General features: G+C 63.8%; 21 protein-coding genes. 7 read left to right on the forward strand and 14 right to left on the reverse strand.

The annotated features are described in order from the left end of the window. Window positions 1–40: 40 nt before the first annotated feature. From INR38_RS17775 to INR38_RS17785, 3 genes are read right to left on the reverse strand one after another with little or no spacing between them, the layout of a single operon-like run. Window positions 41–1,027, reverse strand: a complete 987-nt coding sequence (locus INR38_RS17775) for a tripartite tricarboxylate transporter substrate binding protein (protein ID WP_207444438.1) — start codon at window positions 1,025–1,027, stop codon at window positions 41–43. Window positions 1,028–1,078: 51 nt separating this feature from the next. Then, complete coding sequence (locus tag INR38_RS17780; protein WP_034391949.1) at window positions 1,079–2,068, reverse strand: hydroxymethylglutaryl-CoA lyase; 990 nt, start codon at window positions 2,066–2,068, stop codon at window positions 1,079–1,081. Beyond that, window positions 2,065–3,282 (reverse strand): CoA transferase, encoded by a 1,218-nt coding sequence (locus tag INR38_RS17785; RefSeq protein ID WP_207444439.1) that lies wholly within the window; start codon window positions 3,280–3,282, stop codon window positions 2,065–2,067. The genes INR38_RS17780 and INR38_RS17785 overlap by 4 nt, the downstream gene beginning before the upstream one ends. A gap of 168 nt (window positions 3,283–3,450) precedes the next feature. Between INR38_RS17785 and INR38_RS17790 the strand changes: the two genes are divergently transcribed. The 5 genes from INR38_RS17790 (at window position 3,451) to INR38_RS17810 (ending at window position 8,421) form a co-directional block, all read left to right on the forward strand. Next, entirely contained in the window at window positions 3,451–4,335 is an 885-nt protein-coding gene (locus INR38_RS17790) for a LysR family transcriptional regulator (protein WP_012204721.1), read from the forward strand. A gap of 5 nt (window positions 4,336–4,340) precedes the next feature. Further along, complete coding sequence (gene earP / locus INR38_RS17795) at window positions 4,341–5,474, forward strand: elongation factor P maturation arginine rhamnosyltransferase EarP (RefSeq protein WP_207444440.1); 1,134 nt, start codon at window positions 4,341–4,343, stop codon at window positions 5,472–5,474. Window positions 5,475–5,636: 162 nt separating this feature from the next. After that, entirely contained in the window at window positions 5,637–6,191 is a 555-nt protein-coding gene (efp, locus tag INR38_RS17800) for an elongation factor P (RefSeq protein ID WP_012204719.1), read from the forward strand. Window positions 6,192–6,327: 136 nt separating this feature from the next. Further along, window positions 6,328–6,948 carry a DUF2239 family protein gene (locus tag INR38_RS17805; protein WP_207444441.1) on the forward strand — a complete coding sequence of 207 codons (621 nt, stop codon included), beginning with the start codon at window positions 6,328–6,330 and terminating at the stop codon, window positions 6,946–6,948. Window positions 6,949–7,002: 54 nt separating this feature from the next. After that, window positions 7,003–8,421: an MATE family efflux transporter gene (locus INR38_RS17810; protein ID WP_071954990.1), complete on the forward strand. Its 1,419-nt coding sequence runs from the start codon at window positions 7,003–7,005 to the stop codon at window positions 8,419–8,421. A 63-nt stretch (window positions 8,422–8,484) separates the two neighbouring features. Here the strand turns inward: INR38_RS17810 and adhP are convergent, their stop codons facing one another. Beyond that, window positions 8,485–9,513 (reverse strand): alcohol dehydrogenase AdhP, encoded by a 1,029-nt coding sequence (gene adhP, locus INR38_RS17815; protein ID WP_034391942.1) that lies wholly within the window; start codon window positions 9,511–9,513, stop codon window positions 8,485–8,487. Between the two features lie 150 nt (window positions 9,514–9,663). Beyond that, window positions 9,664–11,058 carry a 30S ribosomal protein S12 methylthiotransferase RimO gene (rimO, locus tag INR38_RS17820; RefSeq protein WP_013803131.1) on the reverse strand — a complete coding sequence of 465 codons (1,395 nt, stop codon included), beginning with the start codon at window positions 11,056–11,058 and terminating at the stop codon, window positions 9,664–9,666. On the opposite strand from rimO, the gene INR38_RS17825 reads away from it, so the two are divergent. Then, window positions 11,057–12,730 (forward strand): recombinase family protein, encoded by a 1,674-nt coding sequence (locus tag INR38_RS17825; protein WP_207444421.1) that lies wholly within the window; start codon window positions 11,057–11,059, stop codon window positions 12,728–12,730. The two genes, rimO and INR38_RS17825, sit on opposite strands and share 2 nt — an antisense overlap. Before the next feature lie 458 nt (window positions 12,731–13,188). After that, the gene (locus tag INR38_RS17830; protein WP_207444419.1) at window positions 13,189–14,541 is read left to right on the forward strand and encodes an AAA family ATPase; all 1,353 of its coding nucleotides are present in this window, start codon (window positions 13,189–13,191) and stop codon (window positions 14,539–14,541) included. 49 nt (window positions 14,542–14,590) lie between these two features. On the opposite strand, the gene INR38_RS17835 is transcribed toward INR38_RS17830, so the two are convergent. From INR38_RS17835 to INR38_RS17875, 9 genes are read right to left on the reverse strand one after another with little or no spacing between them, the layout of a single operon-like run. Further along, on the reverse strand, window positions 14,591–15,121 hold the full coding sequence (locus INR38_RS17835) for a DUF2514 family protein (protein ID WP_207444418.1): 531 nt from the start codon (window positions 15,119–15,121) through the stop codon (window positions 14,591–14,593). After that, window positions 15,122–15,571 carry a D-Ala-D-Ala carboxypeptidase family metallohydrolase gene (locus INR38_RS17840; protein ID WP_207444417.1) on the reverse strand — a complete coding sequence of 150 codons (450 nt, stop codon included), beginning with the start codon at window positions 15,569–15,571 and terminating at the stop codon, window positions 15,122–15,124. After that, window positions 15,568–15,894, reverse strand: coding sequence for a hypothetical protein (locus INR38_RS17845; protein ID WP_139223868.1), 327 nt, complete (start codon window positions 15,892–15,894; stop codon window positions 15,568–15,570). The genes INR38_RS17840 and INR38_RS17845 overlap by 4 nt, the downstream gene beginning before the upstream one ends. Window positions 15,895–15,954: 60 nt before the next feature. Then, window positions 15,955–16,269, reverse strand: coding sequence for a hypothetical protein (locus INR38_RS17850; RefSeq protein ID WP_207444416.1), 315 nt, complete (start codon window positions 16,267–16,269; stop codon window positions 15,955–15,957). Continuing rightward, window positions 16,266–16,883, reverse strand: a complete 618-nt coding sequence (locus tag INR38_RS17855) for a hypothetical protein (RefSeq protein ID WP_207444415.1) — start codon at window positions 16,881–16,883, stop codon at window positions 16,266–16,268. Before INR38_RS17855 ends, INR38_RS17850 begins: the two co-directional genes overlap by 4 nt. Beyond that, window positions 16,880–17,893: a hypothetical protein gene (locus INR38_RS17860; RefSeq protein WP_207444414.1), complete on the reverse strand. Its 1,014-nt coding sequence runs from the start codon at window positions 17,891–17,893 to the stop codon at window positions 16,880–16,882. Before INR38_RS17860 ends, INR38_RS17855 begins: the two co-directional genes overlap by 4 nt. Next, the gene (locus tag INR38_RS17865) at window positions 17,890–18,825 is read right to left on the reverse strand and encodes a hypothetical protein (protein WP_207444413.1); all 936 of its coding nucleotides are present in this window, start codon (window positions 18,823–18,825) and stop codon (window positions 17,890–17,892) included. Before INR38_RS17865 ends, INR38_RS17860 begins: the two co-directional genes overlap by 4 nt. Then, window positions 18,822–19,979: a phage tail tape measure protein gene (locus INR38_RS17870; RefSeq protein ID WP_207444412.1), complete on the reverse strand. Its 1,158-nt coding sequence runs from the start codon at window positions 19,977–19,979 to the stop codon at window positions 18,822–18,824. The genes INR38_RS17865 and INR38_RS17870 overlap by 4 nt, the downstream gene beginning before the upstream one ends. A 30-nt stretch (window positions 19,980–20,009) precedes the next feature. Continuing rightward, entirely contained in the window at window positions 20,010–23,804 is a 3,795-nt protein-coding gene (locus INR38_RS17875; RefSeq protein ID WP_207444411.1) for a phage tail length tape measure family protein, read from the reverse strand. Window position 23,805 lies beyond the last annotated feature (1 nt).

Below are 23,805 nucleotides of genomic sequence, written 5' to 3' on the forward strand. Positions count from 1 at the left end.
GCCCGGGCCCGCCGCAGCGGGCCTGCGGGCCCTCGGGCTCTTACTCGGCCTCGATCTTCGAGGACTTGACCACCTGGGCCCAGTTGGACCACTCGGTCTTGACCATGGCGCCCAGCTGCTGCGGGTACATGTAGTCCGCCGTGGCGCCCTGCTCCTGTGCCTTTTGCTTGAAGGCCGGGTTCTCCACCACCTTCTTGAGGTCGGCCGTGAGCTTGTCGATCACGGGCTTGGGCGTGGCGGCGGGCGCGAACACGGCAAACCAGGAGGTGGCGTTGACGCCCGCATAGCCGGCCTCAGCCGTGGTGGGCGCATCAGGCAGGCTGGGCAGGCGCTGCGCGCCGGTGACGGCCAGCACGCGCAGCTTGCCGCTTTGCACGTGGGGCATGAAGGGCGGCGCCGTGCCGAAGGTCAGGTCCACCTGGCCGCCCAGCAGGTCCTGCAGCGCGGGGCCGGTGCCCTTGTAGGGGACGTGGACCATCTTGATGCCGGCCTGCTGCTCCAGCATGGCGCCCGTCACGTGCTGCAGCGAGCCATTGCCCGATGAGGCGTAGTTCAGCTTGCCGGGGTTGGCCTTGGCATAGGCCACGAGTTCGGCCAGCGTCTTCACGGGCAGCTCGGACCGCACCACGATGATCTGCGGCGCCGACAGCACATTGGCCACGGGCTGGAAGTCGCCCTGCTCCCAGATGCGGGCCTTGGTCAGGTGGGGCGAGATGACGTGGTAGCCCGAGTACTGCATGAGCAGGGTGTAGCCATCGGCCTCGGCACGCTTGACCAGGCTGGCTGCGATGGAGCCGTTGCCGCCGCCCTTGTTGTCCACCACCACCGACTGGCCGATCACCGGCGCCAGCGCCTGGGCCGCCATGCGCGCCGCCAGGTCGGTGGTGCCACCGGCTGCGGCCGGCACGATCATGGTGATGGTCTTGGCGGGGTAGCCGCCCTGGGCCAGCGCGGCTGTGCCGCCCAGGCCCAGTCCTGCGATGGCCATGGCCACGGCTGCGATCTGTCTGCGTTGAATCTTCTTCATCTTTGTCTCCTTGGTTTGCTCGGTTCTTGTGAATGAGAATGCGCGCCGGCCTCAGCCCTTGGCCAAGGCCCGTTCGCGGATGGCTGCAAAGTCGGCTGGCGGCTGGTGCAGGTCCAGCCGCGCGCCGGCCTTGGCGATCTGGCTGGCCGTGTCATGGCCGATCAGCGCGGGCAGGCTGCGCGCGGCCGCGACGATCTGCGCCAGGTCCACGCCGGTGTCGTAGCCCATGAGCTGCAGCGCGTGGACGATGTCCTCGGTGCAGGCATTGCCCGATGCGCCGGGCGCGTAGGGGCAGCCGCCCAGGCCGCCGATGGAGGCGTCGAAGCGGTCGCCGCCCGCCTCGATCGAGGCCAGCACATTGCCCAGGGCCATGCCGCGTGTGTTGTGGAAGTGCAGGGTCAGTCCCAGCTGCGGCCAGCGCTGCCGGAAGGCGGCCACCATGGCACGCACCTGGGTCGGGAAGGCCATGCCCGTGGTGTCGCACAGCGTGATGCCCTGCACGCCCAGGTCGGCAAAGCGCTGCACCCAGTCGAAGACTTCCTGCTGCGGCACATCGCCCTCCATGGGGCAGCCAAAGCAGCACGACAGCGAGACGTTGACCGGCACGCCTGCCTGCTGCGCCGTGGCCACGACCTGGGCCAGCGCCGCGAACGACTGGCTGCGCTGCATGCGCAGGTTGCACAGGTTGTGCGTCTCGCTGACCGACATGACGAGGTTGAGCTCGTCCGTGCGCGCCTCGATGGCGCGCTCGGCGCCGCGGGCATTGGGCACCAGGGCCGTATAGACGGTGCCGGGCCGGCGTTCTATCTCACGCATGACGATCTCGCCATCGCGCAGCGCGGGAATGGCCGTGGGCGAGACAAAGGCCGTGACCTCGATCTTGGACAGGCCGGCCTGCGACAGCGCATTGACCAGGGCAATCTTGTCCTCGGTGGGGACAAAGGCCTGCTCCATCTGCAGCCCGTCGCGCGTCCCGACCTCGTTGAAGAAGACGCGGCGGCCCGCGCCCTGCCAGACATCCGTGGGGTGGACGGCATTCATTGGATCACTCCCTTGCTGCGCAGCAGCGCAATCTGTTGGGCCGTGAGGCCGGCCTCGGCCAGCACGGCATCGGTGTCATCGCCCACATGGGGCGCACTGCTGCGCACCGTGCCGGGCGTGAGCGAGAGCTTGGGGACGATGCCCGGCACCTCGATGTCGTCGCCGTCGCGCGTGTGCTGGCTGAGGATCATGTCGCGGGCGCGGTAGTGCGGGTCCTCGGCAATGTCTTTGGCCGTGTAGACCTTGCCGGCCGGCACGCGCGCGGCCGCCAACTGGTCCATCACGGCCTGCACGCTCTGCGAGCGCGTCCAGCCACCGATGACGACGTCGATCTCGGCGATGCGCGCCACGCGACCCGCGTTGTCGGCCAGTTGCGGATCGTCGGCCAGGTCCTGGCGGCCGATGGTGGCCATCAGGCGCTTGAAGATGGAGTCGCCATTGCCGGCCACCAGCACCCACCCGTCCTGGCAGGGATAGGCGTTGGACGGCGCAATGCCCGGCAGCGCGCTGCCCGCCGCCTCGCGCACGGCACCAAATGCGCTGTATTCGGGCAGCAGGCTTTCCATGACGTTGAAGACGGCCTCGTGCAGCGCCACGTCGATGACCTGGCCGGCACCGCCGTTCACCTTGCGGTGGTACAGGGCCATCATCACGCCGATCACGCCATGCAGCGCGGCCAGCGTGTCGCCAATCGAGACGCCAACGCGCACCGGCACGCGGCCCGGCTCGGCCGTCAGGTGGCGCAGGCCGCCCATGGCCTCGCCGATCACGCCAAAGCCCGGCAGGTCGCGGTAGGGGCCGGTCTGGCCGTAGCCCGAGATGCGCAGGATGACCAGGCCGGGGTTGAGCGCATGGAGCTCCTCGGGCGACATGCCCCAGCCTTCCAGCGTGCCGGGGCGGAAGTTCTCGACCAGCACATCGGCCTCGGCGATCAGGCGCCGCGCGATGTCCTGGCCCTCCTGCTGGCGCAGGTCCAGCGCCACCGAGCGCTTGTTGCGCGACTGCACCTGCCACCAGACCGAGGTGCCGTTCTTGATCAGGCGCCAGTTGCGCAGCGGATCGCCCGCGCCCGGCGCCTCGATCTTGACCACGTCGGCGCCGAACTCGCCCAGCGTCTTGCCGCAGAACGGCCCTGCGATCAATTGCCCCATCTCGACCACGCGCACACCGTTGAGTGCGCCGGGGGTGGGAACCAGCCTTGTCTGTTGTGTCATGGGTTAGCGCTTCCTCTTTGTCTCCTGCGGCCAGCCTCCGATGGCATTGCCGCGGCGCCGATCTTGCCGCCGTCCGCGCGCGCTGCAAAACGCTCAAGTGCGACGCTGCCATCGCAAACCGGCATGGCAGAACCCAGCCGGGCGGGGCCGGGAGATAATCGCCACCCCATGAAACTCGACCCGATTTCGCTGCGCCTGTTCGTGGCCGTGATGGAGGAAAGCGCCATCGCCCGCGCCGCCGCACGTGAACACATCGCCCCCTCGGCCGCCAGCCGGCGGCTGGCCGAGCTGGAGAGCCAGCTGCAGGTGGAGCTGTTCACCCGCAGCAACCGCGGCAGCGTACCCACGGCTGCCGCCTATGCGCTGCTGAACATGGCGCGCGGCGTGCTCAACGACCTGGACGGCATCGGCGAGCAGATGCGCGAGTACGGCAGCGGCCTGCGCGGCCATGTGCGCGTGATGGCCAACATCTCGGCCATCACGCAGTTTCTGCCCTCCCAGCTGCAGCGCTTCCTGGACCAGCACCCGCATGTGGACGTGCGCCTGCAGGAGCGGGTGAGCAGCGACATCGCGCGCGCCGTGGCCGACAACGAGGCCGACATCGGCATCCTCAACCAGGGCAGCTACGGAGAGAAAATCCGCCTGCGCCCGTACCGGCGCGACCGCCTCATCGTCATCGTGCCCCAGGGCCATGCGCTGGTACGGCGGCGCTCGCTGCGGCTGGCCCAGGTGCTGGACCATGACCTGGTGGGCATGCACGCCGGCAGCGCTCTCAACCACCAGATCACGCGCGCCGCGGCCGACCTGGGCCTGCAGCCCCGGCTGCGCATGAAGGTCACGGGCTATGACGCACTGTGCCTGATGGTGGCCTCGGGCCTGGGCGTCGGCATCCTGCCCGAAGGCAGCGCACGCCTGTACCTGGGCGCCCTGCCGCTGCGCTGCATTGCGCTGGACGAGCCCTGGGCCGAGCGCCAGCTGATGCTGTGCGTGCGCTCGCAAGAGGCACTGCCGCCAGTGGCGCAGTTGCTGGTCGAACACCTGTGCGAACCCTGATTCCCATGCTTGCCTTCAACCCCATCCCCCCGGCCCCTCTGCCAGAGCAGGCCGTTGCACGGACCTGGGACATCTTCTGCCAGGTCATAGACAACTTCGGCGACATCGGCGTGTGCTGGCGCGCGGCGGCCGACCTGGCCTCACGCGGCCAGCGCGTGCGGCTGTGGATGGACGACGCCAGCGCCCTGGCCTGGATGGCTCCCCGGCCCCACCCGGCCGGGCTCAGCGTGCACGGCTGGCCCACGCAGGCGCAGGATGTCCCGCAGGCCGTGGGCGATGTGGTCATCGAGGCCTTCGGCTGCGAGATCCCGCCGCCCTTTCTGGCGGCCATCGCGCGCCGGGCACCGCTGTGGATCAACCTCGAATACCTGTCGGCAGAGGACTATGTGGAGCGCTGCCACCGCCTGCCCTCGCCGCTGATGTCGGGGCCGGCTGCGGGGTGGACGCGCTGGTTCTTCTACCCGGGCTTCACGGCCGCCACGGGCGGCCTGCTGCGCGAGGCGGACCTGGCCGCGCGCCAGGCAGCCTTTGCTTCCGAGGGCCGGCAGGCCTGGCGCACACGCCACGGCATAGGCACTGGCGATTGCGCCATCTCGCTGTTCTGCTACGAACCCCCTGCCCTGCCTCAATGGCTGGCCCAACTGCATGCAGCGCCCCCTGCGCCGCAGGCCACGCATTTGCTGGTGACCCCGGGGCGCGCAGCCGCCGCCGTGCAACAGGCCATGGCCAGCGTGCCCGCCACGGAACAAGGCGCGGTGACCCGGCATGCGCTGCAGCCCTGCCCCCAACCTCAGTTCGACGAAATGCTCTGGGCCTGCGACCTGAACCTGGTGCGCGGCGAGGATTCGCTGGTGCGCGCGCTGTGGGCGGGCCAGCCGCTGGTCTGGCACATCTATCCCCAGCACGACGACGCCCATCACGACAAGCTCGACGCCTTTCTTGACTGGCTGCAGGCACCAGCCAGCCTGCGCGCCTTCCACCATGCCTGGAACGGCATGGCACCGGCAAGCACCCTGCCCGCAATCACGCCTGCGCTGCTGCAGCAATGGCAGGAATGCGTGCAGGCGGCACGCTTGCGGCTGCTGCAACAGACCCCATTGATTGAGCAGCTACAAGCTTTCGTGACCGAAAAAAGCTAGAATGCACGTTTTGCCTCCCTGGAGGCGCCGCTGCGGGCGACCGCCAGCCGGCCGCCATAGACCAACCAGGGTTGCACCCGCCGCGGAACTGCGGCAGGCGCACCGTCCCAGCGACTTCGCTTGCCTGCCCTGTTGAGCGGCTCAACCTCAGCCAAGCAAGCTATGAAAATCGCTCAAGAAATCCGCGCCGGCAACGTGATCATGCACGGCAAGGACCCGATGATCGTCCTGAAGACCGAATACGCTCGCGGTGGCCGCGGCGCCGCCACCGTCCGCATGAAGCTCAAGTCCCTGCTGGGCAACATGGGCACCGAAGTCGTCTTCAAGGCCGACGACAAGATCGACAACGTGATCCTGGACAAGAAGGAGTGCACCTACTCCTACTTCGCCGATCCGATGTACGTGTGGATGGATGCCGACTTCAACCAGTATGAAGTGGAAGCCACCAACATGGGTGACGCCATCAACTACCTGGAAGACGGCATGGAAGCTGAAGTCGTGTTCTACGACGGCAAGGCCATCTCCTGCGAACTGCCCACTTCCGTGGAACGCGAAATCACCTGGACCGAACCCGCCGTCAAGGGCGACACATCGGGCAAGGTGCTCAAGCCTGCCAAGATTGCCACCGGCTTCGAAGTGCCCGTGCCCCTGTTCGTGAGCCAGGGCGACAAGATCGAAATCGACACCCGCACGGGCGAGTACCGCAAGCGCGTCTAAACAACGCTTGCAGTTCCCTCTGCGAAGCCCCTGGCAGCCTCTGCCAGGGGCTTTTTCTTTTGGGCGCGCAGTATTCATGCAGATATTTACCCGGATTTAATTGACTTGCGAATTTTACCCGGCTAATATCCACCGCATGACTACCAAATCCAGCGCAGCGGCCGCCGAGCCCGCCCCCAGCTACACCATCTTCCAGGGCCACAGCCGGCTGCTGCAGGCCGGCAGGCCGGCCATCCTGCAGTTCCTGCAAAGCCATGAGCAACAGGCCCACGGCAACGGATCCGCGCCGCCGCTGTGGGTGTTCGACGACCAAAGTGGCATGCGGCTGGACCTGGACTGGCGCAGCGAGCTGGCCTCAGCGCCTGCCCCCGCCGAAGCCGCCGCCCCGCGCAGCGTGGGCCGCCCCAAGCTGGGCGTGGTGGCGCGCGAGGTGACCTTGCTGCCGCGCCACTGGGAATGGCTCAACCGCCAGCCCGGCGGCGCCTCCGGCGCACTGCGCAGGCTGATCGAGGAGGCGCGCGGCAAGCACGCCGCACAGGATGCCGTGCGCGCCGCCACCGAAGCCGTCTACCGCTTCATGAGCGAGATGGCGGGCGACCTGCCCCATTTCGAGGACGCCAGCCGCGCCCTGTTTGCACGCCAGGCCGAAGCCTTTGCACAGCACACCGCCACCTGGCCCGAGGATGTGCGAAGCTATCTGCAGCAACTGGGCGGCCCCGTGTGGGCGGACTCACCTGCGGCGCCAGCCCAGGACTGAAGACCTGAACCGGCCCAATCTCACCGCTTTTCTCGTCGCATTACCAGACACAACATGACGAAACCAACCGAACCCCTGCCCCAGGCCGCCGCGCCTGCCGCATCCAGCCACGGCGGGCCGCCCATTGCCGGCAGCCAGCCGTTGTGGCGCACCTTTCTGGTGTTCCTGGGCCCCATGGTGCTGGCCAACATACTGCAATCGCTGTCGGGCACCATCAACAGCGTCTTCATCGGCCAGATGCTGGGCGTGCAGGCGCTGGCCGCCGTCGCGGCCTTCTTTCCGGTGATGTTCCTCTTCATCGCCTTCGTGATCGGCCTGGGCGCGGGCTCCTCGGTGCTGATCGGCCAGGCCTACGGCGCGCGCATGCATGACAAGCTGCGCGCGATTGCGGGCACGGCCATGTGCATAGGACTGCTGTTCGGCGCCATCGTGGCCCTGTTCGGCGGGCTGTTCACCGAGCCGCTGATGCGGTTGCTGGGCACGCCGCCCGACATCATGGAGCAGGCCACGCTGTACTCGCGCATCGTGCTGCTGGGCATGCCGGGGCTGTTCGTGTTCCTGCTGGCCACCTCGCTGCTGCGCGGCGTGGGCGACACGGTCTCGCCCATGCTGGCCCTGCTGATCTCCACGGGCACGGGCCTGGCCTGCACCCCGGCGCTGATCGCGGGCTGGGCCGGCCTGCCGCGCCTGGGCGTGGCCAGCGCGGGCGTGTCCATGATCCTGGGCTTCACCCTGGCGCTGGCCTGGCTGGGCTGGCGGCTGCGCCGCATCGGCAGTCCGCTGGCGCCCAACGCCGCGCTGTGGAAGGCCATGCGCATTGACCGAACCCTGCTCAAGAGCATCCTGCGCGTGGGCATTCCCACGGGCGTGCAGATGATTGCCTCGTCCATGGCCGGGCTGGTCGTCGTGTCGCTGGTCAACGGCTTCGGCTCCAGCGCCACGGCCGCCTACGGCGCGGTCAACCAGATCAACTCGTTTGCGCAGTTTCCCGTGATCTCGGTCGCCATCACGGCCTCCATCCTCGGAGCCCAGGCCATCGGCGCGGGCCGCAGCGAGCGCCTGGGAGCCATCACGGCCACGGCCATCCGCATGAACCTGGCATTGGGCGCCGCCCTGGCCCTGATCGGCAGCCTGTTCGCACGGCCGCTGCTGGGCATGTTCATCACCGACGAGCAGGTGCTGGTGCTGGCCATCGAGCTGCTGTACATCGTGCTGTGGAGCGGCCTGCTGCTGGGCTGCTTCATCGCCCTGTCGTCCATCATGCGCGCCAGCGGCGATGTGGTCATTCCCACGGCCATCACCATCACAGTGCTCGCCGTGCTGGAGCTGCCCATGGCCTGGTGGCTGAGCCGCAGCTTCGGGCTGATGGGGATCTGGATGGCGCTTCCGCTGTCCTACACCCTGACGCTGTGCCTTCAGACCGCCTACTACAAGCTGGTCTGGAAGAAGCGCCCCATCCGCCGCATGGTGTAAGGCGTGCGCCATGCAAAACAGGCTTCCCGAGGGAAGCCTGTTTTTTTGGGAGAGGGCAAGGCGTCAGGCGTTCAGGTCCAGCACCACGCGCCCTTCGATCTTGCCTTCATGCATGCGCGCGAAGATGTCGTTGATGTTCTCCAGCCGGTCTGTGGACACGGTGGCCTTGACCTTGCCCATGGCCGCGAAGTCCAGCGACTCCTGCAGGTCCAGCCGCGTGCCCACGATGGAGCCGCGCACGGTCACGCCGCTGAGCACCATGTTGAAGATGGGCAGCGGGAAGCTGCCGGGCGGCAGGCCGTTGAGCGACACCGTGCCGCCGCGCCGCACCATGCCCAGCGCCTGCTCGAAGGCCTTGGGCGATACCGCCGTCACCAGGGCGCCGTGTGCGCCGCCGATCTCCTTTTTCAGGTAGGCTGCAGGGTCCGTGGTCATGGCATTGACCGTGACCTGTGCGCCCAGGCGCCTGGCCAGCGCCAGCTTGTCGTCATCCACGTCCACCGCCGCCACATTCAGGCCCATGGCCTTGGCATATTGCACGGCCATGTGGCCCAGGCCGCCGATGCCCGAGATCACCACCCAGTTGCCGGGCTTGGTGTCGGTGACCTTCAGGCCCTTGTAGACGGTGACGCCCGCGCACAGCACGGGTGCGATCTCGATGAGGTCCACGCTGCCGGGCAGCAGGCCCACGAAATTTGCATCGGCCAGCGCGTACTGCGCAAAGCCGCCGTTGACGGAGTAGCCGGTGTTCTTTTGCTGCTCGCACAGCGTCTCCCAGCCGCCCAGGCAATGCTCGCAATGGCCGCAGGCCGTGTACAGCCAGGGAATGCCGACGCGGTCGCCCTCCTTCACATGGGTGACGCCTGCACCCACGGCGGCCACATAGCCCACGCCTTCATGGCCTGGGATGAAAGGCGGATTGGGTTTGACGGGCCAGTCGCCCTGCGCCGCGTGCAGGTCGGTATGGCAGACGCCGCAGGCCTCGATCTTCACCAGCACATGGCCGGGATCGGGCCGGGGCACCTGGACTTCCTCGATGGTGAGCGGCTTGCCAAACTCCCGCACCACGGCGGCCTTCATGGTCCTGTTCATTCGCGCCATCCTTTCTTTGCGTCAAAGTAGGGACAGCATTTCAGCGAAGCGACCTGAACGCCTTGATCAAAATCAGGCCTTGGACCATCAAGGACAAAAAAAGCGGGCAAGGAAAACCTTGCCCGCTTTTCAGGGATGCGAATGCAGGCCTTACACGGGCTGGCCCACCAGGTCGTGACCCTGCGTGCCCACGATGCGCGCCTTCACGAAGTCGCCCACCTTGTAGGTCTTGCTGGCCTTCTCGGGCGGCAGCAGGTGCACCAGGCCATCGATCTCGGGGGCATCGGCATAGCTGCGGCCCACGCCACCCTTCTTGCCCAGGCCCACGGACTTGTCCACCAGCACCTGCATGGTCTGGCCCACGCGCTTTTGCAGGCGCGCAGTGGAAACCTCTTCGGCCACGGCCATGAAGCGCGCGCGGCGCTCCTCGCGCACTTCCAGGGGCAGCATGCCGGGAATCTCGTTGGCGGCAGCGCCTTCGACCGGGCTGTAGGCAAAGCAGCCCGCGCGGTCGATCTGCGCCTCGCGCAGGAACTGCAGCAGGTGCTCGAACTCCTGCTCGGTCTCGCCGGGGAAGCCCGCGATGAAGGTGGAGCGGATCACCAGATCCGGGCAGATTTCGCGCCAGCGCTGCAGGCGCTCCAGGTTCCTCTCGCCGTTGGCGGGGCGCTTCATGCGCTTCAAGACATCGGGATGGCTGTGCTGGAAGGGCACGTCCAGATAGGGCAGCACGCGGCCCGTGGCCATGAACGGAATGATCTCGTCCACGCTGGGGTACGGATAGACATAGTGCAGGCGCACCCAGGCGCCATAGGGCTCGGCGATCTCGGCCAGCGTCTGCACCAGTTCGAGCATGCGCGTCTTGACCGGCTTGCCGTCCCAGAAGCCCGTGCGGTACTTCACATCCACGCCATAGGCCGAGGTGTCCTGGCTGATCACCAGCAGCTCCTTGACGCCGCCCTCGAACAGCGCACGCGCCTCCTTGAGCACATCGCCCACCGGACGCGAAACCAGATCGCCGCGCATGGAAGGGATGATGCAGAAGGTGCAGCGGTGGTTGCAGCCCTCGGAAATCTTCAGGTAGGCGTAGTGCCTGGGCGTGAGCTTGATGCCCGCCTCGCCAAAGGCGCCCGGCACCAGGTCGATGAAGGGATCGTGAGGCTTGGGCAGATGGGTGTGGACGGCGTTCATCACCTCCTGCGTGGCGTGCGGACCGGTGACGGCCAGCACGCTGGGGTGCACTTCCTGGATCAGGTTGCCGCCGTCCTTGCCCGCCTTGGCGCCCAGGCAGCCCGTGACGATGACCTTGCCGTTCTCGGCCAGCGCCTCGCCAATGGTGTCCAGGCTCTCGCGCACGGCGTCATCGATGAAGCCGCAGGTGTTGACGATCACCAGGTCAGCGCCCTCGAAGGTCTTGGAGGTCTGGTAACCCTCGGCGCTGAGCTGGGTAAGGATGAGTTCAGAGTCCGTGAGTGCCTTGGGGCACCCGAGGGATACCATACCTATACGGGGCAGCCGATCCACTTTGACAGCAGTTTCATTCATGGGAAAAACTTCTAAAGGTCTTGTCTATAGCTACCTGCGGTTCTCGGACCCCAAGCAGTCAACGGGGAGCAGCACGGACAGGCAACTGGCATACGCGGAAAAATGGGCCTCGGAGCACGGCCTGCAGCTTGACAGCAGCCTGACCCTCCGCGACGAGGGCCTGAGCGCTTACCACCAGCAGCACATAAAAAGTGGTGCGCTCGGGGTGTTCCTGCGGGCCGTGGAGGACGGACGTGTACCGCATGGATCTGTGCTGATCGTGGAGGGGCTGGACCGCCTCTCTCGCGCAGAGCCCATCCAGGCTCAGGCGCAACTGGCCCAGATTGTAAATGCGGGCATCACCGTGGTCACAGCGAGCGACGGAAAGGCCTACAGCCGAGCACGGCTCAAAGAAAACCCCATGGATCTGGTCTACAGCCTGCTGGTGATGATTCGCGCGCATGAAGAAAGCGACACGAAGAGCAAGCGCGTGAAAGCCAGCATCAGGCGCCTGTGCGAGGGGTGGCAGAACGGCACGTACAGAGGGCATGTGCGGCAGGGACATGACCCGGAATGGGTCAGGGAGGTGGAGGGGGGATGGGAGATTGACGCCGGCCGTGCGGCCGCAGTACGCCGGGCTGTGCAGCTGTATGTCCAGGGGCACGGCGGCAAAGGTATCGTCCAGCGCCTTGACGCCGAAGGCCTGCAGCTCTACACCACGTCTGCCGAAAACAGGACACACCAGATCTACCGCCTGCTCAAAATGCCCCAGCTCGCTGGCATCAAGCCCGTCTCCATCGATGGCGAGGAGTACCAGCTGCGTGACTACTACCCTGCTCTATTGAGTGCAGACGAGTGGACCGAGCTGCAGCGTGTGGCAGCGCAGAGCGGCCGCCGACGAGTGAAGGGTGATTTGCCGCATGTCATCACAGGGCTTGGCATCACCATTTGCGGATACTGCGGCCGCCCGATGTCTGGCCAGCACCTCGCCACCAAGAATCGACTGCCAGACGGGCGCCTGCGCGACGGAAACCGGCGCCTGCTCTGCGCCTCGGCCGCAGCCTATGGTGGCGGCTGCCCTGTGTCGGGCAGCACAAGCGCGGCGCCGGTGGAGCGGGCCATCATGTCTTACTGCAGCGACATCGTTAACCTGCAGGCCCTGTACGGAGCAGACCGCAGCCAGGCACCGCGCGCCCAGGTGGTAGCAGCCCGCCAGGAAGTGGACCAGATAAGCGCCCAGCTCGACAAGCTCACCGACGTGATGCTGGCCAGCGCCAATGAGGGAACGCCGGCAGTTTTCGCGCGGCGCGCTCGCCAGCTGGAGGTCGACCTGGGCGCTGCTCAAGCCAAGCTGCAGGCGGCCGAACTGGACTTGGCAGGTGCGGCGCGCACAGACATCTCAGGAGCCGATGCTGCCTGGCGAGCGCTGGCTGCAGGAGTGGAGGCACAGGAGATTGAGCCCAGGCTGCAGGCCCGCCAGCTTGTTGCGGACACTTTTGAGCGCATCGTTGTGTACGCCCGGGGTGTCAATCCCGATCCCCATGCCTCAGAGCGCGACTACAAGATTGACCTGGTGCTGATCGCACGCGGAGGCGTCGCCCGGTTGCTGACTGTGGACAGGCAAGGCAATTGGATCGCCGGAGAACAGTCCTCAACGGCTCAAGAGCCAGAACAACCCGAGGTGCCCTCATGAAAATTCCTCTTAAAGTTGAGCTGTTCCCGACCCTCCTAACAATGCCTCGATGATTTGGCGTGCCAGAGGCGAAGATCCTGCCAAGCCTGCCAGAGGACTATTTCATCGACAAGGTTCTGCCCGATTGGTTTGTCGTGACAGATTTAGATGGAGACTGGGTTTACAGCGGTTTGGAGCCGGTGTCTGTAGAGCCGTCGCGTGCTCACTTTTAGTATGGCTCTCACGACATAGGACTGAGATACCTGCGGAGTAGGCCACGACGAGCCCCCGCTCGCTGCGGATCGAAGCTGGATAGGCGTCAGTGGTCACCGCAGCAGTTTTGTCACAATCAACGAACTTCCACCTAAAGGACTTACGGCACAATGAAAACGCGGCCATCGGTTGATAGACAACCAGTCCAACGTCTACAGACGAGCTACCGCATCAACCTAGAACGGAACTAAAGAAGCAATAAGCTTATGAAAATTCGCACAGTTAAATGGAAAAATCATCCAATACTTGGAGATCTCCTACTTGATTTTGTAGATACAGATTCTGATCAACCGTACGAAACAGTAATTTTTGCGGGAGAAAACGGAACTGGAAAATCGACGATTTTAGAAGATCTCAGCTCTTTCCTAAACTTAGGCTCCTTCAAAAATTTCGAATATATTGAGTATGTTGTAAAAGGTGCCATTTTCAAAGCATTACCATCGTCAGCAGGACATAATGTTGAATCATTTTTTGACATAGAAGGACCAGATGGAACAATTCAACAAATTCTCAGAGATAAATCCAATGGTCGACATGACATAGAAAAAAATGATACTGACTTAAGGAGCTATGGCTGCGTGTTTTCAAAAGCGAGGGCAGACTACAAAACCGGAACTATAAAATCAACTGCAACAAGCTCGCTAGACAAGGAAAAATATAATAATGATAACGAAGATGATTTTACATCATTAAAGCAACTTATCGTTGATGTGGAAAATCAAGACAACGCTGATTATACAGAAATCAACAAGAGTCGCAATGACGCTCCACAGGCATGGCGGGATTACTACCCTAACTCCAAAATTTATCGATTCAAAAATTCATTCGATACTTTTTTTCAAGGATTAGCATATGACAAGGTTGTCAACGAATCTGGGGAAAAGGTAATAAAATTTATAAAAAATGGAAAGGCAGTTTCCATAGACAAACTTAGTACCGGTGAAAAGCAAATCGTCTTCAGAGGCATATTTCTCCTGAAGAATAGCGGAATACTTCAAGATTCCGCGATAATGATCGATGAGCCAGAGCTCAGCATGCATCCCAAATGGCAAGAAAAAATACTACAATATTACAAAAGTCTATTTACCAACGTCAGTGGTAAACAAACATGCCAATTATTCTTTGCAACTCATTCTGATCACGTATTAAAGCATGCTCTTGCTAATCAGGGGAGAAATATTGTTGTTACCTTAGAGCATGAGGGCGATAAAATCGTAGCAAAGAAGATAGACGCGCCTGCTGTCTTGCCTAGCATCACAAGTGCAGAGACGAATTTTCTTGCATTCGATCTTATTTCTAATGATTATCATATTGAACTGTACGGCTGGCTTCAGGATAAAACATCTAAAAATACAATAAAAAGTTGCGACACTTTCATTTGTGACCACAATAAATACCAAGCAAGCCATCATGAAAAGGTGTCGCATCATGGAAATACAACTTACAAATCACTTCCCACATACATCAGAAACGCCATCCATCATCCTGATTCCGGCAACGTATTTACACAGGAGGAACTCAGAACGTCTATCAAATTACTCATAGAGCTTTGCAAATAAGCCAAATTAGCATTTAATCGACTGCCTAGTCATCATGCCTGCTCGCGCATTACCGAGCAGACTGACTCATGGCTTGACTGGCGTCATAAGCCCGTTCACATGCGCTGCCCCGTCCCCGGGCATCGTCAGCAATGCGCGCCAGCTCTCCCGCTCTGTCGTCAACGCGGCGCTGCAGCTCGGCGAGCAGATCGAGGGCGCCGGTGTCTGGCGCGCACTGTCCGGCAGCGGCGCGAGCATTGGCGGCCGCACGATGGGCGATGATGTAGTCGGCGAGGTCGCCGCGCAGCCGGCCAGCAGCAGCGCGGGCAGCGTCAGCGTCAGCAACAGCGCGGGCCTGCGCTTGGCCAGTCTCGCGGGCAATGGTGTCGAGGTTTTCACGATAGGTGCCTTCCAGTTTTCGATAGTGTTCGGAGGTTTCGGCAGCCGCTGCAGCTGCGTCCGCGCGTTCGGCCGCCAGGTCAGCGCGGGCCTTGTCGGCGGCGCGCAAAGCGAGCAGATGGCCAACGCTCTGCCAAAGCAGCAGCGCAGCCAGCACCAGGGCCAGGAGCTGCCAGGCGCGGGATTTGAGGAGGGTCAGCATCTACACCTCCTGAATGCCCACCAGCGTGCTTTTGCCGCTGACAGTGATCACGCGATTGACGAACTTGTCCGGCGTGCGTGTGGACAGGTGCACCCAGTGCTTGCCGCGCACGCTCTCATAGATGATTTGCCCGATGCCCAGGGCGTTGACGTGGGGCGCCAGAGCCTTGGCCACGGCATAGGGCTCACCGAATCCGGGCGCCACGATGTCAGCGGCCGCGCCGATGGCGTGGTCGCTGCTGGTGACGCCGCCCACGGCAGCATTGACAGCGCGCGAACGGTAGCCACTGGTGACGACGATGGGCACGCCCAGGTGCGCGCGCACGCGCTCCAGCATCGCGGCCGTAAGTGCCAGGCGCTGCAGGGCCTCAGGAGTGGGCGTGTTGTCCAGGCCTTTGCGCTGGGCCGTGGCGCTGGCCGTTAGTTCGGCCAGGCTGAAATGGGGGGTCATACAGCACCCCCATCCTTTGGCGGCAGGCCCAGGCGCTTGCGCACCCACTCGTTGAGCAGCGGCCCGAGTGCGAACTGATCCCACGCCCGGAACACCCAGTCGGCTGCAGTCATCGAGAACATGCCGACGACGAAGCCGGCCAGCCCTTCGGAAAGGCCTGTCGCCACCACGAAGTCAGGCGTACCGTAGTTGCTCGCCGCGATCCCGAGCACCAGCATTGCCCCTTTGCGCGGCCATGTACCTTGCATCCACATAAGCGCTCCTGCACTGCCGAGAATCCCCGGCACTTTCGGTAGAAGTTGATCGAACCAGTTGTTGTCCATGTGCCCTCCTCCAGGCATGAAAAAACCGCCCGAAGGCGGTTTGTTGTGGGGTGTTATCTGTCAGGGCAGCTCATGCGGCTGTATCGGCGCGTCGAGGATTGCGGCCGCATCGATGGCGTGCCCCGCTGCCTGCAAGATGGCCAGGCCAGCAGGCAGATCCGGGTTGTCGAGATCAATGTACTTGCGCACGCTCGCGTCTTCGCGTACTGCTTTGACTCGCTCATTCGGGTCCGCGAGGATGTCCCATTTCAGCGGGCCGAAGCGGTCGAAGAACGCTCCAACGCTGATATGGTGCGGGCCGCTGTTCACAGGCGCATCCGGCCAGCGCCTCACGATCACGCCGCCGATAACTTCCTCGATCATTTCGCTGCTCATGCTTGGCTCCTTTGCTTGTATGCGATTTGCCCTGGCCCCGAGAAACTACTTGTGGATGGCGTCATGTACAGGCGCAGGTGGCGCTTGAACTCGATGGGGGTGCCCGCATCGATCGGGGTGTCAAGCTGACCGCTGCCACTCATGCTCGCATTGCCCAGAAAAATGCTCCACTGGACTGCACCGCTCCATGTCTTCGTGTCGTCATAGACAGTGCGGCCATCAATCACCAGCTCCGTGCGCATCGGGCCTGACCCTCCACGCATAACCGCCATGAAATCCACCACCCCCCGGCCGATCATCTCCAGCACGAGCGTGCGAACATTGACAGCGACCACAGGGGTGGAGATCTTTTTCGTACCAATGGCGAATGAGCCAGCCGGATTGCGCAGCTCGGCATCGCAGACAATCGCTGTCCAGCGCTTGTATGACTCGGCCTTGTAATTGACGATGTCGTCAGCCGGGTCCGTCGCGCTGGAGCCAGTGGCCGATGTGCGCGAATACAGTTCGTGATCGAGCGGGCTGCGCACGATCTGGTCTTGCAGCACGATGCGCGTGGGCGACCACAGCGGCCAGTTGCCGCCACCCTGGCCAAGGAGGGAAGAGAGTGTGTTCATACGAGTCCTTGAGCCGGGTTGTGATGCCGAAGCACCCCAGTGCTGCCGAAGACGGCCGAGATGACTTGCGTGCCCATCGTCTGGCCCCGCAGCTTTGTGCCTCCGAAGACAAGCGTGTACTGAGCACCATTTCCGATGGCTTCCGTGATCGCTATTTCTTCGTCGTCACTCCAGTTCGTCGGCAGGGTCAACGTGATCCCAGGGGCCACCACGACGTATTCGACCCCCGCCACGCAGAGGGTGTTTGCAGTCACATCCTGGCGCGCGAGCGCGGTAGCTCCGGCGCGGGCTGCGATGCCGATGGCCCAATCCGCCCTGGCCGCCGCACCAGCGAACTTGTCCACTGCAATGACAAGCGCGCCCGTTGCGGGGTCGTAACTCTGGACCGGCCCGCTCATCTGTGTTGCCGGGTCGCTCACCGAGGTGGCTACCAGGTACATGCCGACCACAAAGGAACGCGAAGCCTCTACCGGAAAGCTCTTCGCGCCGGCGCCCGGCACCACACTGGCCGAGCTGGTTGCCTTCAATTGGCCGGTCGCAAAGATCTGTGCTTGATCTTTGAACTGCTCGGACTGATCGCGGTATTCCTTTGCCCTGTCACGGGCATCCTCCGCCCCCTCTTGGGCATCGACCGCGCCAGCTTGGGCATCTTCGGCACCGGACCGTGCAGATGACGCCAGACCAGCCTGAGCGGTGGCCGTGCCGGCCGCTGCTGTGGCAATGCCCGCCTGCGTGGTCGCAGTGCCCGCCGCCAGGTTGGCCGCATTGCGATATCCCATGGCAAGTTCCGAGTCCACGGCTGCAGCTTGCGCAAACTGGCCAGCCGTGACTGCACGCTCCTGCGCTGCCACGGCATTCGTGTATGTAGCCTGCGCCATGGCGTAGAGATTCGTGACCAGCAACACTTCCTCAACCGCCCAATCAAATGCCTTGCGGTTGAACTCCGGATCGCCTACGGCCGGAAACTCTTTGGATGGCCGTGCTGGCGGCACGGCAACAATGTCTGTCATACGTTCCCTTCCACTTTGATAGTCACCCGCGCGGTGAGCACGCCCTCAGCCCGGACGGTCCCGGTGACGAAACCGACCGTGCTGAGGTATCCATAGCCCGGCACATCGCTCACTTCGACGGCCACAGGAATGTCAAGAACGCGGCGCAGCAGGTCTTTGGCTGCGGCCGCCTGCGATGCATCGATCAGCACGCTGGCGGTGATGACATCGGCTTGCCGGCCCGTGCGGCGCGTGTAGGTGCCATCGGGCATGCGCTTGAAGTACGCATAGCTTTTGGGAGACACCTCGGCGCCCCATTCCGAGCCACCTTGGTCGGATCGAGGCGCGAGGAACGTGCGCCATTGGCCCACTGCCAGATAGCCCAGTTCCGCTGCCACGCTGGGGCTGTTGCGCCGCAAGGTCAAATCCAGCTCAGATGCAGGCCGCAGGGGCAAGCCGTTCTTTGTGAACTTCGTTTCGCGGCGCAGATTGCCGAACAGGTATTCCCACAGCCCGAAGGCCTGCTCCCACATCGGCCACTTGTCGTGCCAAAGCTCCACGCCGCCGGCCTCCTCAAGCAACGTCACTTCGATCTCATCAGCCTCGACGCCATACATGGCAAAGCCAGTAAAAAACCCCGGCCTCAAGACGTATCGGAGAACCGGGGCTTTTTTTGCGCGCGTGTAGATGTATTCATCGAATGGCGCCATTCGATTGCTGGGCCATTTGAACAGCCAGCGCTCCGGGTCTACATCCGGCTTGGGGCTGGCAGCAGTCGCCGCATGCTCCTTCACACAGGAGTACACGGCGCCCGCATAGACCCTCAAATCGTCAATGACGTAGTTGCCCGAAGCCAGCCACGCAATTTCGCCAGCGTCCACATCCACGGCGGGCACATTCGTTCCCGCCATGAACATGGAGTCCGTCACAGCGATGGGCAGCAAGATATTCATGCTGTCACTCCTCCCTTTCTCAGAGCGTTCGCAATTGCGCCGCTCAGCTCTTCGACATTCATCACCTCAACCCGATCCGCAGCGCCGCCCTCGCTCACCTGGTCGCGCTGATCGACATAGCCGGGCAATGGGTTCGTGTTCGCTGCGATCTGTGCCATGCGCGCATCGAGCCGCTCAAGCACGTCTCTCAGCTCAGCAACACCTGAGCGATCACCACCGGTGGCTGCGTACACCCCCAGACGCCCGCCCACGTTGGCCAGCGGCAAGATGCCCTCCGCACCCCGTTCGCCCATGAGCCCCATATCGAACAGCGTCGGACGGGTCACGACGCTGTTTGAAAAGGCCGCACCCGAGGCGAAGGCCGGTCCGTTCCAGTTGTCGCCCCGGATTAGCGTGTGCCAATACACCTCATCGGGAGTGAGATGCGCGACACTCCCGTCCGGGTAGGTCAGCGTCCCCGCATTGGGGTCAAAGACGGGCGTACCCACGGTACTGGGTCCGCCCCCGCCCAGTTGTGCACCGCCACCACCACCGCCGCCGGCTCCTCCGGCCGCAGGCTGGTCAGGCTTGGTCGGATTCAGAAAAGCCATGAGCTTGTTGAAATGCTCATCGACCGTTCCCACCAGCGTTTCCGAGCCGTTCACCAGCTCGTCGGCGATGGTTGCCAACCGGTCCAGACCATCGATCTGGGCCTGCAGCGCCTTCAACTGCCGCTCTTCAAACGTCAGCTGCTGGCCCGCGATATCCCCCATCTCGGACAGCTGGCCAGCCAGCACCAGGATGTCGCGCTGCCGATCAAACTCGGTGGCGTACACGCCGCTGGAGATGCCGTTGCGCGCCGCGCTGATCGCGTTCTGCAGGCCGGCATAGTCAGAGGCAGATGCACCGGAGCGCATGCCCGCAAGGGCCTGCTCCACGTAGGCCATGCCCCGCGCCGCCAGGAGCTGCTGAGTGCTGTCCACGCTGCCCCACAGATCCGCGGCCGCGCTGTTGAGCATGCTGACCGAAGCGCTGATGGCACTGATCGACTCCTGCACCGCCGCCGCCTGCTCGCTGAGCACATCGCGCTCGCGTTGGTAGACGCGGCGGAACATGTCGTAGGCCTTGCCGGTCGCTGCCTGCTCATCCTCCAGCGCCCAAATGCGCTCCTGCAAAGCCCGGTTGCTCGGGTCCAGCGCCTCCAGCTAGCGCCGGCGCAGCTCGGCCGTGTCGCCGGTCAACTCCAGCCAGCGGCGTTCAAGATCCGCCTGCTTGTCGCGGGCCGCGATCTCGGCGCGCAGCGCCTCGTTGTAGTCCCAGGCGGCGCGCTCGGCCTCGCTCATGCCCTCGGTGGCCAGCTTGCGCAGGGCCTCGCGGTACTTGTCCGTCTGGCCCGTCGCGCGCAGGTACTCGGCTTCCAGCTTGGAGCGGTCATCCTTGAGCCCATCGAGCACACGGCCCGCAGCGTCGGCCACATCGCTAAACATCTGAGCCATAGGTAGCAGCTTGGCGAGCAGCTCGACATCGCCGGCGGCCATGGCCGCTTCGACGATCTTGCGGAACTGCTCTTTTGCGGCCTGGCCCTGTCGCGGATCTATGTCCAGCTTCAGATCCTTCAGCGACTTGTCCAGCACCTTCGCGGCGTTCTCGACCCGTTCGCTTTCGGTATAGAAACCAGCATAGAAGGCGTCGATGCCCGCTATCGCGTTCTCGATGCCCCCCATGTCCTTGATGAGTTTGGCAATCGCCTTATCGCCCATCTCGCCAAAGTTGACGATGTTGTTTGTCCAGCCCTCCACCGCCGTGGCCGTGAGCTGGACCTTTTGCAGCATCGCGTTGAAGCTGTCCAGCGTGATGTCGTCGCCCAGCTCATCAAAGACATCGCGCATCCATGCCGGCAGGTCGGCCTTTTTCAGCTCACCCACCAGGGCGCCGCCCATGTCGGCGACGAACTGCGTGAAGGCCTTTTCCGGGTCGTTCCCCAAGTCACGGTTTTTGTACGACTTGAGTACTTCGCCCGTCACCTTGTCGATGATCTGGAAATAGCCGTGGGCGTCCTCATCGCCATACTTCGGGTTCGTCGCAAAGCCTGCGGCAACATCCACCTCGCGCACGTTGCCGCTCGCGTACTTGGACAGGGACTTGTAGACCTCGGCCAAGGCTTTCACGGTGGTACCCAGCTGCTCGCCCAGGTCCTTGTTGCCGCGCTTGGTGAAGTCGCCCAGCGCATTGCCCCACGCATCCTTGCCCAGCGCCTGCTTGGTGGCTTCGTCCCAGTCCTCCGTCCTGGTCGAATACACGCCGCCGCTGTGGTTGGGGCCACGGGAACCAAACAGGCCGCTCTTGAGCAGCGAGAAAATCGCAATCGCAACGCCGATGTAGGGAATGGCAGCGCCCAATCCCATGCCGGCTGCAGTCGTGCCGCTGGCAGATCCCCACAGGGAAGCCACGCCACCGACTCCGAGCTGCCCGCCAGCGGCGATGCCCGCACCCAGCTCACCCAGGAAGCTGCTGCCCATGAGCTTGCCCAGACCGATCACGCCCGATGCGACCACTCCCGAGCTGCCGCCCGAGAACGCAGACCAGATATCCGTCACGCTTTTGACGCCAGCCAGGGCATTGCCCTGCGTACCACCGCCATCAGACAGGCCCAGCATGTTCGCCGCATAGGCGGCCACAGGCTGCACCATCGGCATGATGAGCGGCCGCAGGATCAACGTCCGCGCCAGGTTCTTGAGGTAGTCGCCGAACGACCGCCCTCCGGCCATAAGCTGGTCCGTGAGGCTTTGGCCGATCTGGTCCACGCCCTTTTGCCATTCGGTCACGCTGGCGGCCGAGGCCTTGGCAGCGGCCTCTTTCCCGTCCTTCTGGGAGGTCAGCGCCAGGCGCTCGCGCAGCAGGGTGATTTCCTGCTGCAGCAGCGCATGCTCGGCCGTTATGGTGCCGGTCAAGGCAGCAGCACGCTCCATCTCAGCCAGCTGCTGTTCCTTGGACAGAATCACAGCCAGTTGCCGCAGCTCAAGGACCGCCCGCTGCTGGTCAGCGCTCAGGCCGATCAGCTCAATCTCTTCGCGCAGGGACTTGTTGCCGGCCTCCAGCTCTTCGACTGTCTTGGCCTGTACGCCAAGCCATTCCTGGCGGTACTTGCGCTCTTCCTCGGCGGCCTTTTTGGCCTTCTTCGCGGCCTCGTTTTCCTTCTCCAGCGCCGCCAGCGTGTCGATCTTGGCCAGCACGTTGGCGCGCTGAGCGGCTGTCAGACCCTTGAGGCTGTCTTTCAGATCCTCATTGAACTTGATGCGGATCTTGTCGGACTCAGCCAGGGCTTCGCCGCTGGACAATTCCTGGTGCTGCTCTGCCGTCTTCTCTGCGATGGACTGCAGCAGGTTGTCATAGCTGGTCTGCAGCTGCTTGGCCGACTGCGCGCTGGCCTTGGCCCCCGCATCCTGCTTGGCATAGGTCTCTTCGACCTGGCGCTGCATCTCGGGCGTGAATGCAGAGCCGAGCTTGCGTTTCCACTCCTCGACTTCCAGCGCGGCTTTCTGCGCCGCCGTGCCGTATTTCTTGATCCAGTCTTCGGACTGGCCCAGCGGTATCTGCGTGCTGTTGGCGGCAGCCGCCACACCGGCAACCTGAGTAGCCACCTCCTCAACGGCTGGCTTTGCCGCGCCGGCGGCGGTTCGCAGGACATCCAGATGGCTCTTGATGCCGGCAATACGCTCTTCAAGCTTGGCCGTCATCTGCCCCTTGGGGCCACCAGCGCGCGCAAGCAGTGCCTCGGCCTGCGCCAGGCGCTCGGTCTGGAATTCGATTTCCTTGCTGAGCCTGTCACCCACTGGGTCGCCCAGGTTCGACGCAATGGCAGCGCCCGTGGCCGCACCAATGCCCAGCAGTACTAGGGTGGCCGGATTCGCCGCCAGGGCCAGGCTCAGCGCGATCACCGCGCCGCGCACCTTGGTCAATGCCCCCCACACCCCGCCAGCGGCGCCGATGGCATTGGCAACCTGCAGCGCCCCGGCCGCCGTGGCCGTGCCGGCAATCATGCCCAGCACCACGCCGATTTCGCCCTTGTGCTCGGCCACGGCCTGGCCCAGCTTGACGATGCCCGCCATGCTGCTGGCGGCAAAGCTGCCCACGTCGATCAGCCCGCTGATCAGCGTCTGAAAGCCGTTGCGCACGTCATCGCTGTTGAGCGTGCTGTTGAGCCCTTCGACGCTATCGCGCAGGCCTGGCAGGCTCGCGCTGTCCGCCGTCATGAGGCTGTTGATGGTGTTGCCAACAGCCGTCAGCGAACCGCCCAGCGTGTCCCGGGCGGCCTGGGCCGCGCCGCCATAGCTCGACTCCAGGGCCTGCAAGATGATGTCCTGCGCCTTGGCTGTCTGGCCCGTGCGCTCGAACTGCTTGACCACCTCCTTTTGCGCATCGGTGAACCGAAAGCCCTGCTTTGACAGCGCCGTCAGGCCTTCGCTGGGCACGTCCAGCGCCTTGCCGATGGTCTCGGCCGAGGCCGTGACTTCGTAGCCCATGCGCTCGGACATGTCGATCACGGCCTGCATGGCGCGCGGGAACTGCTCGCCCACCACGCCCGCATAGCTGAGCATGCGGGTCTGCGCCTGGTTGATCTGACCCGCACTGAACGTGCTGGTCTTCTCCATGCTGTCGGCCATCGCATTGAGCCGCTCGATGCTCCAACCAGCGGCGCCGCCCGTGGACTTGATCGCCGCCGCGAGCTGAGTCTGCTCCTTCTCAGCGTCGATGGTCTCCTGCTTGATCTTGGAGATGGCCGAGGTGATGCCGACCACGCTGATAGCGCCACCGATGGCCGCCAGGATGGAGCCCTTGAGGCTGTCCATGCGCGACGACACGCCGGCGGCCATGTTGTCATAGGCATCCTGCACGCGCTTGGCGTGCTGCTTCACGTCCTGCTCAGAGGACTGCAGCCCCTCGCTGAACTGCGCGTACTCCAGCGCGAGCTTGACGACCAGCGATCCCAATGCTGACATA

The organism is Delftia sp. SD018, assembly GCF_017355445.1.
Lineage (GTDB): Bacteria > Pseudomonadota > Gammaproteobacteria > Burkholderiales > Burkholderiaceae_C > Comamonas > Comamonas acidovorans.